The 14,169-nt window shown below is 42.3% G+C and carries 12 protein-coding genes; 2 read left to right on the forward strand and 10 right to left on the reverse strand.

Features of this window, described 5'->3' with window-relative positions; genetic code table 11:
* The 10 genes from ACFQ0C_RS28975 to ACFQ0C_RS29020 form a co-directional block, all read right to left on the reverse strand.
* The coding region (locus ACFQ0C_RS28975; RefSeq protein WP_379371910.1) for a dynamin family protein at nucleotides 1-1,697 on the reverse strand (1,697 nt) is incomplete at its 3' end.
* Between the two features lie 56 nt (nucleotides 1,698-1,753).
* Entirely contained in the window at nucleotides 1,754-2,026 is a 273-nt protein-coding gene (locus ACFQ0C_RS28980; protein WP_171655763.1) for an NAD/NADP transhydrogenase alpha subunit, read from the reverse strand.
* Between the two features lie 38 nt (nucleotides 2,027-2,064).
* Nucleotides 2,065-2,730 carry an endonuclease III gene (nth, locus tag ACFQ0C_RS28985; RefSeq protein ID WP_258216074.1) on the reverse strand — a complete coding sequence of 222 codons (666 nt, stop codon included), beginning with the start codon at nucleotides 2,728-2,730 and terminating at the stop codon, nucleotides 2,065-2,067.
* A gap of 200 nt (nucleotides 2,731-2,930) precedes the next feature.
* A complete protein-coding gene (locus ACFQ0C_RS28990) occupies nucleotides 2,931-5,675 on the reverse strand; it encodes an S-layer homology domain-containing protein (RefSeq protein ID WP_379371913.1) in 2,745 nt (914 codons plus the stop codon).
* 60 nt (nucleotides 5,676-5,735) lie between these two features.
* Nucleotides 5,736-6,296, reverse strand: coding sequence for a GerMN domain-containing protein (locus ACFQ0C_RS28995; protein WP_379371915.1), 561 nt, complete (start codon nucleotides 6,294-6,296; stop codon nucleotides 5,736-5,738).
* Between the two features lie 13 nt (nucleotides 6,297-6,309).
* Nucleotides 6,310-7,953 carry an N-acetylmuramoyl-L-alanine amidase gene (locus ACFQ0C_RS29000; protein WP_379371917.1) on the reverse strand — a complete coding sequence of 548 codons (1,644 nt, stop codon included), beginning with the start codon at nucleotides 7,951-7,953 and terminating at the stop codon, nucleotides 6,310-6,312.
* A gap of 212 nt (nucleotides 7,954-8,165) precedes the next feature.
* Nucleotides 8,166-9,674 carry an AAA family ATPase gene (locus tag ACFQ0C_RS29005; protein ID WP_379371919.1) on the reverse strand — a complete coding sequence of 503 codons (1,509 nt, stop codon included), beginning with the start codon at nucleotides 9,672-9,674 and terminating at the stop codon, nucleotides 8,166-8,168.
* Nucleotides 9,667-10,200 carry a hypothetical protein gene (locus tag ACFQ0C_RS29010; RefSeq protein WP_379371921.1) on the reverse strand — a complete coding sequence of 178 codons (534 nt, stop codon included), beginning with the start codon at nucleotides 10,198-10,200 and terminating at the stop codon, nucleotides 9,667-9,669. Before ACFQ0C_RS29010 ends, ACFQ0C_RS29005 begins: the two co-directional genes overlap by 8 nt.
* 162 nt (nucleotides 10,201-10,362) lie before the next feature.
* A complete protein-coding gene (locus ACFQ0C_RS29015) occupies nucleotides 10,363-10,854 on the reverse strand; it encodes a cell wall elongation regulator TseB-like domain-containing protein (protein WP_379371923.1) in 492 nt (163 codons plus the stop codon).
* Nucleotides 10,855-10,890: 36 nt separating this feature from the next.
* The gene (locus tag ACFQ0C_RS29020) at nucleotides 10,891-12,192 is read right to left on the reverse strand and encodes an amidohydrolase (RefSeq protein WP_379371925.1); all 1,302 of its coding nucleotides are present in this window, start codon (nucleotides 12,190-12,192) and stop codon (nucleotides 10,891-10,893) included.
* Nucleotides 12,193-12,463: 271 nt separating this feature from the next.
* On the opposite strand from ACFQ0C_RS29020, the gene ACFQ0C_RS29025 reads away from it, so the two are divergent.
* Both ACFQ0C_RS29025 and ACFQ0C_RS29030 read left to right on the forward strand, forming a co-directional pair.
* Nucleotides 12,464-13,084, forward strand: a complete 621-nt coding sequence (locus ACFQ0C_RS29025; RefSeq protein WP_258216066.1) for a DUF47 domain-containing protein — start codon at nucleotides 12,464-12,466, stop codon at nucleotides 13,082-13,084.
* Between the two features lie 30 nt (nucleotides 13,085-13,114).
* Complete coding sequence (locus tag ACFQ0C_RS29030; protein ID WP_258216065.1) at nucleotides 13,115-14,113, forward strand: inorganic phosphate transporter; 999 nt, start codon at nucleotides 13,115-13,117, stop codon at nucleotides 14,111-14,113.
* The last annotated feature ends 56 nt before the right edge of the window (nucleotides 14,114-14,169 follow it).

Genomic DNA, 14,169 nt, shown 5'->3' on the forward strand with positions numbered 1-14,169 from the left:
GGCGCCGGCGCCGCAGCGGAGCCAGACGCAGCCGCGCTAACCGCGGCGGCGGCCGGGTCCGGCAGCGACGGCTGCGGCACGCGCAGAGCTGCGAACGGCGCGACCAGCGCTGCCGCGTATGCAGCCTCAGCTTGCGCAAGCTTCTCAAGCTCGCGCAAGCTGCCCAAGCGGCCATCCAGCTCCTTCAGCTGCGCACGAAGGTCTATCAGCTGCGGCTGCAGCGCAGCGCCAAGTGCGGCACTGAGCCCGTCAATAAGCTCGAACGCTTGCTTGCGATACTGCAGCTTTAAATCGGCTGCAACCTGCTTGGAATAATTCAACGTATAGTCTCCACCGAATCCGGCAGCTGTATTGACCTGCTCAGCCAACCATTCTGGCTTCACTGGAATATGCAGACTTTCTGCAATCTCTCTAACGAGCTCCGGCGCAACCACTGTAAACTCATCCATAGACTTCGTTAAGAGCTGTTGAAGATGGCGTTCAATTTGTGCAGCAACCTGCCCTGCAAAATCATTGTTAAACGCCCCAAGACGTCGCTCCACTTCCTTCGCAGTCTTAGCTGCGCCTGCAAACAACCCAACCTTAAAGCCAGGCTTGCGGCTCTGCAAGTACTCATGCGCGAGATCGCGCGTCACAGCAGGTGTAATATTGGCGTTATCCAGTATTACCGCAGTTTCTTTTCGCAGCGCAGCACGCAGCTCCTCTGGTTGTGCTTCCATGCTTGCTATCGCTGCACTTAGCGCTGCCCATTGCTGCTGCGCCGACTCAATTCCTTCGTCGGCAGCTAGACGGGCGCGCAGCTCCTCCTTGGCCGTCTCATTGTTCTCGGCCATCTTCAATGCATGTGCATCCGCCAAGTGCTTGGCCGACTTCTCCAAACTTAACGCTGCTAAGGGCGCTTTCTCGTCGATAAGTCGCTTAAGCAGCCAATCCAGCTTGCTCCATTCGCTATGCGGATGGTCTGGAGTTTTCACTGATGTATACACAATTCCATCCGGTTGAATATGCCAGTTCTTGAATGCCTCCTGAACACCTGAGCGGTAATCTGAAAAAGATAACTCTTGATCCCTATGCTTATCTACTTGATTTATAATTAAATAGAGCGGCTTCCCCCACTCTTTCATTTTCTTCGTAAAAGCAAAATTTATTTCGGATTGCACATGATTATAGTCCATAACATAAAAAACGACATCTGCCAGATGCAGAGCCGATTCTGTAGCTAGTTGGTGTGCATCATCTGTCGAATCTATGCCGGGAGTATCCAAAAGTGCTGTATTTGAACCCAAAAAGGGTATCGGATATTGCAAATTTACGGTTTCTATAGCTTCCCCGTCTTTACAATAGGCAGCCAGCTCCTCCAAAGGTACCATTTGTACCTTAGCAGTCTCTTCAGAACCTTCACTAATTCTGTGAACGACTTTCGCTCCCGCTTCACCGTTACTGATACTTACAATGTTCGCACTTGTCGGGATCGGACTCGACGGCAGCAGCTGATGACCGCACAGCTTGTTTATTAGGCTTGATTTCCCTGCAGAAAAATGTCCGCAGAAAGCGATATATAAATTTCCACTCTCTGATTTTTGCAGCAATTGCTTTAATTTCTTACCATTTTCAGGATCACCGGCATCCTGTACTTTCCCCATCAGCTTCCGAATTGCATTCTCTATTGTTTCCTCTAGCATAGCTATGTTGCTCATTCTTTATCTCCCCATACCATAAAAATTTACAAAAAAAAACCGAATGGCTTCGGTTTTTAGTGTACCACACTTTCAGGGGCTGGAATGAAAATTTCAAACAAATTTTTATGCTGCAAAATGGTAATATCTTTATCCCTAACTTTCATTACAACAACTTCCGGCTTTATTTTCATACGATCCAAATAGTTGTCTGGAACATCTCCGGACTCCGTTACTGTTATGCCTTCTATTTGCTTTTCTTCATTCTCTGCCAATGGCATGCTCAGAACCTGCTCATAAATGTCCGAGAACACTTCAAAATCATTCGTATACACCGATATGCATTTCATATTAATCCCATCCTTATCGTATTCTAGTGATATAAATTTTACTGTATAGGTTTCCTACGACTACCGGATTTCATACGTTTTTTTCCTTCTCGGCATACTTCCACAAGTGAACATACGTCACATTGCGGGTTTTGCGCTTTACAATGGTAGCGTCCGAAAAAAATGAGCCGGTGATGCGTCAGCGTCCATTCTTCTCTCGGAACCAGCTTCATCAGCTTTTTTTCCACTTCCAGTACAGTATCCTTCAGGTTTGCCATTCCTAGTCGTTTAGATACCCGTTCCACATGCGTGTCAACTGCAATAGCAGGTACATCAAAAGCGTTCGACATAACAACATTCGCTGTTTTTCTGCCGACACCAGGCAATTCGACCAGTTGTTCATGCAGCTGAGGAATTTCACCACCGTATTTGTCCAAGAGAAGGACACACAAAGCTTGAATATTTTTGGCTTTATTTCGAAAAAGCCCAATCCGGCGGATGTCTTGCTCCAATTCCTCTATCGGTACAGCGATATAGTCTTCCGGCTTTTTGTACTTTTGAAACAAGGAAGCCGTCACTTTATTGACAGTCTCGTCCGTACACTGTGCCGATAAAAGTACAGCGATTGTCAATTCGAAGGGATTCGCGTGATTCAACTCACAATGGGCATCAGGAAACATACCGCCAATCGTATCGAGAATATTACGAACCTGCTTCTTGTTCATGGATGAGGACTACCTCTTTCTAATGGTATAAAATTTAGTTTACCCAATCCGCCGTGAGGAATCAATGACTTTACACGACAAAATCCGAACTTTTAACGAAATTTACCTTAAATTAAGGAAGTTTTAAGAAAAAACCGCCTAATCAGTAGAATAAAACTACTCTACCCCTTAGACGGTTGCTTGATTGATAAAGTTACATATTATTTTTCTAATTCTATAATTTTATTTGCTATTACAAAAACATTCACTTCGTCGTTTTCAACAAAAGCATTAGGTGCTACGATATTCGTTCCTTTGTGAAGATAAGCTTTGGAATATAAATTATAGGTAGTTTTGTCACCATTAGCTGTAGGCTTTAACACGATCTGATTAAGTACAATATCATAGGATGACACTGTCCGTTTAGTTGCATCAGCTACTGTAATGTATGTTTTATCATCCGTATCACTAATAATTTCAACTCTATCATTTGGTTTAATAGCTGTTAAAGCTGCAGATGTTACTCCGCCTTGCTTAATAACGAACTTTTGCCCAACCGGGATAGCTTGAATGCCATTAGCAAAATCTTGAACAGTGATAGTTCCCGCTGCCGTATCAACGCCTGTTACTTTTCCGCGAACTGTTTTGAGAATAGTTACACTGGTCAATACATTACCGTTGTAAGATACTTTTAAATAGTCATCCTGCTGGATATCTCCAAATGTATGAGTGATTTTGTTGGCATTGATTATAATATTATCATTGTCTACTTTGAAGGTATACAAAGAGCCTGCTTCATCTTCTGCATTAACTTGCCTGCTATCCGAATTAACCATCAAAATTTTGTAAACACCTGTTTTCTTAACACTTATTTGAGTAATAATAACATCCTGGGACGATCTTATTCTGGCTGAAATTTGATCTCCTATTTTTAAATCTTTTAAAGTTCCGTTCGTGTTCGACCAGAAAGAGACCCATAAATTATCCTGAACCTTGAAGGTAATACTTTGACCGCTTGCAGTACGAATGCTTACCTCATTGGTTGTTGTATTAACTTGAGTCAAAGTTCCTTCCAGCTGCTCCGTCAATTGAATCGAAATTACTTTATCCTTGGAAACCTTCAGGTCGATCTTATCTCCCTTGTGGAAGTTTGTCGAGAAATCCGTTAAAGGATAAGTTCTGCTGCCAACTTTAAGAACTGTGTTTTCGGTCAGCTTGTAGGCAAATACGTCTCCGTTATCATAAATTCCTGTAAGCACCTTATTTTCTGCATCGTACACACCCATAGTCGCAAAAGACATTTCCTTAATCGAACGGCTAGTTACATTAACTTTAACTACTTTTTCGTTCACCAGCTCTATTTTCAGCTCATCACCGGCTACAATATCGAACAAGCCAGCACTTGGTAATCCATCGATAGTTACAAGAGCATTCTCTGCTACGAAATAAGCACCGAGGCTCTTACCCCCGATATTAATGGTCATATTCTTTTTATCATCACTTAAGCTTATCAATGTACCTTGCACCGTATTGCTTACATCAGCTTGCTTGCGAATGGCTACCCCTGTAATCTGGTTAGCTTTAATATCGTAGGCAACTTCATCACCAACCCGCAGCTTGGAAATGTCTGCTGCTGTTTGATCAGGCAGCTTAACAGGAACAACGGGTCCGAGAGCAAAGGTTTCATTTTTTCCTGAAGCTTTCTCCATAAAGGTGATAGTGTTTTGATCCTTTTGTATGCTAATTATTGTACCTTCCCCGGTTTTACTAACAGGAGTCTGCTTAACTATGATTTGACTAATCTTCGCATTAGGCACTAATAGATTCCATTTCAGCTCAATGATGCTGCCTTGGACTATAGAACCCAGACTTAAACCTCTTCCATCCTTGTCTGTAACCGTTACATTAGGGGCAAGCTCTTTTAATTCTACCCCTGAGGCCTGATTGATAGCTATTTGCATATTCGGCAAAAACAGCTGATTCAAGCTTCCCTCAAGCGATCCCATCTTCTCTTGATCACTCATTAATTCTATGTAGGATGCCACTCCCTGATTTTGGATCACATATACTTGATAAGTTTCCTTCAACGCTGAAGAAGCTATTCGGCTGTCATCTTTGGCATTATAAATAACGGTATTGGAGTTAATTGTGAAATCACTTGACTGACCACGTTCATTTTGAATGGACAATTTATTATTCGTCAAGCCCATCACATATCCGATAGAAACCTTGTCTGAACGTGTTGTCAGCTCTTTATCCGCTCTGCTTAAAAAGGTTGCCATTTGTGCACGAGTTACAGCACCCTTGGGCTGGAAATTATTATCGTCCACTCCATTGACAATCTTCAAAGAAACTGCAGCATTTACATAACCAACAGCCCAACTCGACAAGTCTTTGTCATCCTTAAAGATGGTGGGTGTCAGTGCTTTCTCTTGAGCCAAGCCCTGCTTACCGATTGCCCTTATTACGAGCTTTGCGACCCACTCTCTGCTCGCAGAACGTGAACCCCAAGCAGTTTTGGATGCAGTTCCGGAGGTATCGGTCTCTTCTTTAATATCAAGCAGCTGTTTATCAAATGCGTAGGCTATATATGGCTTAAAGAAACTATCGACCGCAACCGGCAGTATGGTTTCCGACTTGCTCTTCAAAGCTTCACTCTCAAGTCCCATCATTCTAATGGCCATAACAATAACCTCTTGCTGGGAAACAGGGTTTTCAGGTCGATACTCATTTCTTTCATAGCCTTGAATAATACCTAGAGCCGCTAATTTGGTCACATATTTAATAGCCCAGTGCTGTGTACTAACATCAGAAAAGGCTGAAGTAGTGTTTATAGATGTTGCACTTGTTGACGTTGGATTGGTTATTGATGTTGAATCCGCTGCATAAACGGGACTGCTCATTAAAACGGATAAAGCTACGAGACCCGCAGCTACTTTTTTTGTTTGATTTTTCTTATGATTCATTCAATTGCCCTCCCGGCGTACTCAACATTTACATAAAATATGAAATATAAAATTTAACTATTAATCTCGTTTGATTGGATGCGGCAGTTCCATATGCCCCATTAAACTATCAACTACTTTTCCATCAACCAATATCTCCAGACTCTGAATCTCTGAAAATTGAAATAATGTTTTTTTCATAGCTTGCAGCAGCAAATCTTCCCCCCCCGCGCCCATCCTGGCTTCAGGGGCTATGGATAAGTCAACTGTAAGCAGTTGATTTTTCAAGACAGCCGACTTAATAGTAATTCCTTTCAGCAATGCAATCCGCTTGCTATCAGGAGCTGTACTCAATGCTGTTAATGATACTGAATACTTCTCATCCTCTTGCTTGTAGCTTACCGCTACTTCTTGTTCTACTAATTTCTCACCTGACTCATCGCCGAAATACACTTTGATAGTATTTTGCTTTACCTTATCCTGAACAGGAGGTGCAGCAGGCTGTTTGGATTCGGGAACATTCTGCACCTGCGGCTTAGCCGTTTGCTCAGCCGTTCCCTGTATCTTTGCTTGTCCGCATGCAGACAACAGAGCTATTAAAGAAACGCTAATCAGCACTCCGCTTAGCTTATTGTTTAGCATCGTTACCATCTCCTTAGTCGATATTCAACTGCTGCTTAATAGCAGTAACGATGGACGCGGCTACCTGATTTTGAAAAGCATCCTGAAACATAGCATTTTCTTCCGTTTGATTGGATAAAAATCCAACTTCCAAAAGTAATGAAGGCATGTTGGTATTCTTTACAACGTAGAAGCCTGATTGTTTAACCTTACGGTCAGTAAATCCGGTGGATTTAAGCATTTGCTTATGCATCAAATTAGCAAAATCCAAGCTCTGATCCGTATAATAATACGTTTCCACACCTCTTACGGTTTCTTTTCCAGCTGAATTTCCATGGACAGAGATAAACAAGTCTGCATCCCTGTCATTCGCAAAAGCAGCACGGTCAGCCAATTCGACGAATGTATCATCTTTACGGGTTATAAAAGCTTCGATTTTGGGTTCCTTTTCAAGCAATGCATGAATTTTGGTTCCCAATGCAAGCACGAAATCCTTTTCAAGACGTTTGGTTACTGAGATTGCTCCTGTATCCTTACCACCGTGACCCGGGTCAATTACGACTCTATATCGATCTTTAGCAGGAATTATAGCCCATACGAATTGTGCGGTAGTACTTGCAGTTGCCGGTTTAAAAGCTGACTTCTTGGATAAATCTATTATTATTCTAACGATAGATGAATCTTTTGAAAAGAGCAAATATCTAATTTGTGACACTGCCTGATTGTTTTGTTTAATAATTCCCTCGCCATTCGCACCCAGCTTTAGAGCCGGATCCAGCTTACTGTTAGGAAAATCAATAGTAATGCGGTTACCCTCATTTGAAGAAATCAAATTCGGCGTTACTTTTGCCCCACTCGTTTTTACTATGAACTGATCGCCTTCCATTGAAATTGAACTCAATGTCGTAATTAGTTCTGAGTTTTTATCAGAGGCAGCAGGATTTTGCTTTCCGGGCTGTGCTTCAGTTACCGGCTTCTCGCCTGGCTTGACTGCTGCTTCCTTGACAGGGAGCTCCGTTGCGCCATCTGATTTATCTGTTGGCTTATCTGTATTCTTATCTGTATTCTTATCTATCGGCTTATCTGTGGTCTTATCTGTTGCTTTATCCGTCGATTTATCTGTAGTCTTGTCCGTTCCTTTACCGGTAGAATTATCAGCTGGTTTAGACGGAACTTTGGTTTTATCTACAGTACCTGCTTGTCCTTCATTAGGTTGGGCTGGTGAAACAGCAGAGCTATTGGCATCCTGTTCTGTATCAAATAAAAATACGGAACGAGTCAAGTCATCCCATATGACTTTAACTCCAAGCTGCTCGCTTACAAATCGCAACGGCAGCATTGTGCTGCCTTCCATAATAGCCGGCGCGACTTCCAGCTGATATTTTTTTTTATTAACTATAACTTCCTGCTTATTAATAAATAATTGAATATTAACTTTATCTTTATCTACGGTAACTTTACCAGATTTCTCTTCCCACTCTACCTTGGACCCGAGAGACTCGGCAATGATCCGCACAGGAACAACCGTATTACCTTCAACAATTTTGGGTGCTACATTAGCAGACAGCTGCTTCCCATTTAAAAATAGATTGATCGGCTTCTCCGCGGCGAACGCCAGCATAGGAACCATCAGCATTGACAACAGCAATAATGAAATAAACATAGTTAAAAATCTCATTTTACACCTCAGCTTATCGTATGTATTAGGAAATATGCAAATTGAAAATAATGGAGTAAGGGGCGTATAATGTGGCGAAATCTGCCAATATATTAGACTATTAAAAACAGAAAAAGTTGCGAAAAATGACAAAAAACCTATAGCTAAGGATAGCTTAGGTTTATAATTCAAATCAATTTAAAAAACCTCAAGCAGCCTAAGGCTGCCTGAGGTTAGGCCATCTGTAATCGGGATTGATCCAATAATTGACGGAACTGATCACCAGACAATACTTCTTCTTTAGTCAAAATATGCAGCGATTCATCGAAAACAAGACGATGGCGCTCTAGAAGCTCTCTGGTACTAGTCGTTAACTGCTCCAGTATCGCCGCATTTTCTTTCATCAATTCTTCTTTAGTTACCATCTGCCTGTCGATAATACCCAAGCTTGTCAAGCCTGAATCCATCATTGTACGCACTAGTTGCAAAGCCTGCTCAAAGTCATTGCGAGAACCCGTGCTGCGGCCTCCATAGTACATTTCTTCTGCAACTGAGCCTCCAAGTGCAATAATAATCTGCTCCTCAATATTTTCTTTCGTATATAAATATTGATCCTGCTGAGGATTATGCCGCACATAGCCGAGTGCTTTGCCGCGTGGACTTAGCGCAACTTGAGATACAGAGCCTGGACGTACGACTTCTGCAGCAATAGCATGTCCAAGCTCATGCAGGGCGACGCGATCTCTTTCTTCCTTCGTTGACTCACGATCAGTCTTCTCACCAAGCATCACCTTATCGACAGCTTGAGATAAATGCCTCTGTTCAATCTCAATAGATTCTTCACGCATAGCATATATGGCAGCTTCATTCATAACGCTCTCCAACTGTGCGCCTGAAAATTGAAACGTTTCTTCAGCTACTAGCTCCAAGCTTATTGATTCTGCTAGAGGCTTGTTTTTGGCATGAATATTAAGGATATGAAGCCTGCCTTTCTTATCGGGCAGATCCACCTCAATATGACGGTCAAACCGGCCTGGGCGCAGCAATGCGCTATCCAACATTTCTTTCCGGTTAGTTGCGGCTACAATCAAAATGCGCGGAGTTTCAGAAGTATGAATCCCATCCATCTCAGTAAGCAATTGATTTAAGGTTTGGTCATACTCCCGATGTTGACCGCCGTCTCTTTTGCCTCCAATAACATCAATTTCATCAATGAACAATATTGCGCTGTCCTTATTTTCCTTAATCGCTCTTGAGCGTGCTTCCTTAAACATATCACGAACCCGGCTTGCACCCACACCAACATACATCTCAACAAATTCACTGCCTGCGGCAGCCATAAAGACAGAATTCGTGTAATGAGCTGCCGCTTTAGCCATTAATGTTTTACCGGTGCCCGGAGGCCCTGTAAGCAAAATACCTTTCAGCGGACGTATGCCCAGCTTTTGTATTTCTTCATGTTTGATCAGAAAATCGAGCGCTTCTTTCAATTCTCCTTTGGCCCGGTGCTGACCCCCGATATCATCAAACGTCATATAGCTCGGCGCGGCAGCGTTACGAGCCTTGCGGTCAGAACCTCCGCCAAAGCTGCCTCCGGCACCTCTCATTCGAGTCATAAAGAATAGAGCGCCAAGTATAATGGTCATAAATAACAAAGGAACAACGTTTATGCCGATAAAATATAGGAACACTAAAAATACAGGAATGACACCAACGAAAATTTCTTTATAAATTTTACTCATTAGGCCACACCCCCATTAAGGAAGCGGTTCTAGGCATCATAATAAACTTGCTTTTGTCTCCGTCTGTCAGCGTGATATAAACAAATTTGTCATCCATTTCTGTTGACACTTTTAAACTATCTGATGCTGCCGCGCGCTCCTGCAATGTTTTTGGAATTTGTGCATAACGTTTGGTTTCCATGGCTTGTGCCACATCAAATAACGCAGAAGACCACCACTGCTCTAATTTTGGAGATGAATCATTGACTACCTTTAGTTTCAATTCTCTTTTACCAAGAGCCGAGCCGCCATCGTTTTGGATTCGACTGTACACCTCACGCAGGCTTGTTCCAGCCTGAAGCTTGAGTTCCAATTCGGTAGCCGTATTGGTAATGTGAGTATGCATCAATTGTACACCCGGTGTACTTTCAACTACCTCTTTCAAAGGATTTTCCATAGCAACGCTTTGATATACGAACCATCCGCCAAATAAAACTACAGCAGAAATAGAAACACTTATTATCACAGGTAAGAGACGTAACTTCATAAGCTGACGTCCCCCTTTCTTATATATCGATTTGTTATATCGATAGTATATCACATGATATATACAAAATGATGATGCAATGTGTGGAAACAACACAAAAGAGCGTCTAATTCAATGCTTTCGGTTATCCGATCGCTCTTGAATAGACGCTCAAATTAAACATTATTCGATGCTCAATCGATAGGTATCAATATAAGCCCCATCGTGGAATGCATAGTAATCATAGTAATATCGTCCGCTGCGTTCATTCTCGGGTATAACTTTATAAAAAGCCTCCCAGACCGGATTTCCATTAACTATCCCTGGCATCAATCTTAATACTTTAGCTTCCGGCTGCCTTCCCAATACAAGCTGTTCGGCTTGTTCAGCAGTGATTCCATCAACAGCCATCTGCGTGTATATACTTTCTTTACCTACCCAAACAATAAGGCTTTGACCGATCTTATCCTCACCAAAAATGATAGTATACGGCTGATCACTCACAAAGCTTTCAACTTTATTGGCTTTAGTCAAAATTGTTTTCTGATAGGCAGTCTCCACGGCATTACGTTGAACCTTCCACTCATCTTCTTGAACCATGTTAAAAAAACGGATACTAAAAAAGACGAGAAGCGATAATACTATTACCGCGGCAGCTATAATTTTATATTTCACGGGATGCAGCCCTCCTCCCCGTTTCAGTTCACCATCTTATGCTTGTCCAACCAAACGCTCGAAGCACTGCTGTGCTTCAAACAGCACTTTTTCTTCATCTAATGTCAGACACTCACCATTTTTAACGAGCATTTTTCCATCGACCCATACATCAACTACATCTTTGGCAGATGCTGAATAAATAGCATGGGAAATGAAATTCGTTTTCGGGAAAAAGTGAGGCTGATCGATATTCAATGCAATGAAATCAGCTTTCATTCCCGCTTGCAGCGCGCCAACATCTTCTAGCCAAATCGATCTGGCACCATCCAACGTCCCCATACGCAGCGCCGAATCAGCCGGAACGGCAACCGGATCACCGGAAACCCCTTTATGAATCAAGGCAGCAAGCCTCATTTCCTCGAACATATCCAGGTTATTGTTGCTTGCAGGACCATCTGTTCCAAGAGAAACCATAATTCCCTTGCGCTGCAGCTCCGGTATCCGCGCCACACCACTAGCCAGCTTTAAGTTGCTGCCCGGGTTGTGAGAAACACGAACGTCATACTGCTTTAATATATCTATTTCTTCATCAGTCAAATGAACAGCATGGGCAACCAGTGCAGGTCTGGAAAAAACACCTAGCTTGGCCAAATGAGCAACAGGTCTTGCCCCGTACTGATCTACATTATCTTGAACCTCACGTGCTGTTTCGGACATATGCGTATGGATTGGAAGCTGCAGATCATGAGCAACCTGTACAATCTTTTCTATATAATCAGGCGGGCATGTATAGGGAGCATGCGGCGACATCATCGTAGTGATACGTCCGTCAGCTTTACCATGCCAGTCAAGAGCAAACTGCTTTGCTTCGCTTAGCTTGGCCGTTTGAACGTCTGGCGGGCACAATCCTATAACTCCGCGAGTTAGGACTGCACGCATCCCGCTTTCTTCCACCGCTTTGGCTACTTCATTCATGTGATCGTACATATCAACAAAAGTAGTCGTTCCACCTTTAAGCATTTCTATAATAGATAGCAGCGATCCCCACCGAACATCATGTGCCGTAAATTTGCCTTCCATCGGCCACATTTTCTCCTGAAGCCAAACCTGCAGCGCCAAATCATCCCCATAGCCGCGAAGCAAAGACATGGCTGCATGATTATGAGTGTTAACTAAACCCGGCATATACAGCTTCTTAGAACCATCAATTTGTTCGTCATAATAATCAAGAGGCTGCGGAGCATTTTTACCTATATATGTAATCTGATTATTTTCTACAACCATACATCCTTGAAGTACAGGATTTTGCTCGTCCATTGTAATAAAAGTACCATTAGTAATAATCCATTTTTTCATTATTTCACATATCCCTTCGCGCGCATTAATAACCAAATTTAACTGTACAACTTCAATCCACAGAAATCAAGTAACATTAGCTAATGCAACCTTGCTTACATTACATTTTTACACTTTGATGAACATATTCTAAATTGGATAAACTATGATTGCAATCCATCTGTCTATTGTGTTATTTTTAATTTTGTGTTAATTTTTCTCGGCAAAATTCTACATATTACAAGAATATTGTTAACTTATTGTTAAAATACACAATCGAGGAGGCTGCTTCATGCTTTTTGCAAAAAAAAATGACACTGACTTTTTGCTGCTGCTGATTAAAGCATCGGAAAATACGCTACATGCTGCACAAATGTTTCGTAATGCCATCATGGGAGATCAACCGCCCGCTACGTTTTACCCGCAGCTGAAAGATTTGGAGCATAAAGGAGATCAGATTACGCACCAAATTTTTAAAGGTCTTAACAAAGTATTCATCACCCCGCTAGACCGCGAGGATATTATGGAGCTTGCCTCAAAGGTCGATGATGTAATTGACGGCATTGAAGCCACGATTGCCCGTTTTGACTATTTGAATATCTCCGAGAGCGATAAGTATATGAAAGAATTCTCCGCGGTTATTGTAGCAAGCTGCCAGCACATCCTCGATGCTTTCAAGCTGCTTTCCAAGAAAAAGTACATGCAAATGACCGAGCACACGGTTCAAATCAACAGCCTCGAAAACGAAGCCGATCGTCTAATGAGGGAAGGCATCAGAGAAATATTTCTAAACCCTAAAGATCCATATCATGATTTTAAGCTGAAAGAGCTTTATGAACGTATGGAGCAAACAACAGATGCCTGTGAAGATGTTGCAAATATACTGGAAAGCGTAGTATTGCGTTATTCGTAAGCAGTCGTCCATATTTGGTAGGAGGAGACTATGTTAACCTTATTGTTGATCATTGTTGGACTGGCGCTGCTGTTTGACTTTATTAACGGCTTTCACGATACAGCCAATGCCATTGCCACCTCAATTTCTACCCGAGCGCTAACTCCAAGAGTTGCTGTCTTTTATGCGGCGATTTTGAATTTCGTTGGCGCATTCTTATCTTCAGAGGTAGCCAAAACCGTCGGTGGAAAAGTAGCCAATCCGGCCGAAATTGAGAATGGTGTACCCATACTTATTGCCGCACTTTTGTCCGCTATTATTTGGAATCTAGTGACTTGGTATTTCGGAATCCCTTCTTCTTCCTCTCATACTTTGATCGGATCTTTAGCTGGTAGTGTTATAGCTGGAGCCGGGACAGCGGCACTCAATTGGAGTGGTTTCAGAGAAATTATTCTAATTTTGGTTTTATCTCCAATAGTTGCTTTTGGAACAGGTTTTATCATCATGTGGATTATTCGTCAGCTTATCATTGTAGGCGGCAATCATTCACGATCCAAGCTCAATAGAACCTTCCGATTTTTTCAAATTATTTCTGCCGGGTTACTATCCATATCCCACGGAGGGAACGATGCTCAAAAAGCGATGGGAATCATGGTTTTTGCTCTCGTCACTTTAGGCTATCAAACCACCATGGATGTCCCCTTATGGGTTAAAATAAGCGCCGCTATAGCTATGGGGTTAGGCACATCGATAGGCGGTATGCGAATCATTAAAACAATGAGTAAAAAACTGATCAAGATCGAACCTATTAACGGCTTCGCTTCTGATTTAAACTCATCCATAGTTATTCAAGTTTCTACCCATATGGGAATGCCTTTATCCACTACTCATGTAATCTCATCATCCATTATTGGTACCGGATCTGTTATGAGATTCCATGATGTGAAATGGGCGACGGTTACGAAAATGGTTATGACCTGGATCATTACAATTCCAATTAGTATGGTTGTTGCTTTTCTGCTTTACAAAGTCGTATTCCTATTCTTTTAGAGTAATAGTGAACATAAAAAGAACGTCAGGAGCTCCTGACGTTCTTTTTATGTCTA

It is taken from the genome of Paenibacillus sp. GCM10027630 (assembly GCF_042676305.1).
Classification (GTDB): domain Bacteria; phylum Bacillota; class Bacilli; order Paenibacillales; family NBRC-103111; genus Paenibacillus_S.

Coding starts and splice junctions, on each gene's coding strand:
- ACFQ0C_RS29025 (WP_258216066.1), top strand. CDS start 12,464: ATGCTTTTTGCAAAAAAAAATGACACTGACTTTTTGCTGCTGCTGATT.
- ACFQ0C_RS29005 (WP_379371919.1), bottom strand. CDS start 9,674: ATGAGTAAAATTTATAAAGAAATTTTCGTTGGTGTCATTCCTGTATTT.
- ACFQ0C_RS29020 (WP_379371925.1), bottom strand. CDS start 12,192: ATGAAAAAATGGATTATTACTAATGGTACTTTTATTACAATGGACGAG.
- ACFQ0C_RS29010 (WP_379371921.1), bottom strand. CDS start 10,200: ATGAAGTTACGTCTCTTACCTGTGATAATAAGTGTTTCTATTTCTGCT.
- ACFQ0C_RS29030 (WP_258216065.1), top strand. CDS start 13,115: ATGTTAACCTTATTGTTGATCATTGTTGGACTGGCGCTGCTGTTTGAC.
- ACFQ0C_RS28990 (WP_379371913.1), bottom strand. CDS start 5,675: ATGAATCATAAGAAAAATCAAACAAAAAAAGTAGCTGCGGGTCTCGTA.
- ACFQ0C_RS28995 (WP_379371915.1), bottom strand. CDS start 6,296: ATGCTAAACAATAAGCTAAGCGGAGTGCTGATTAGCGTTTCTTTAATA.
- ACFQ0C_RS28980 (WP_171655763.1), bottom strand. CDS start 2,026: ATGAAATGCATATCGGTGTATACGAATGATTTTGAAGTGTTCTCGGAC.
- ACFQ0C_RS29000 (WP_379371917.1), bottom strand. CDS start 7,953: ATGAGATTTTTAACTATGTTTATTTCATTATTGCTGTTGTCAATGCTG.
- nth (WP_258216074.1), bottom strand. CDS start 2,730: ATGAACAAGAAGCAGGTTCGTAATATTCTCGATACGATTGGCGGTATG.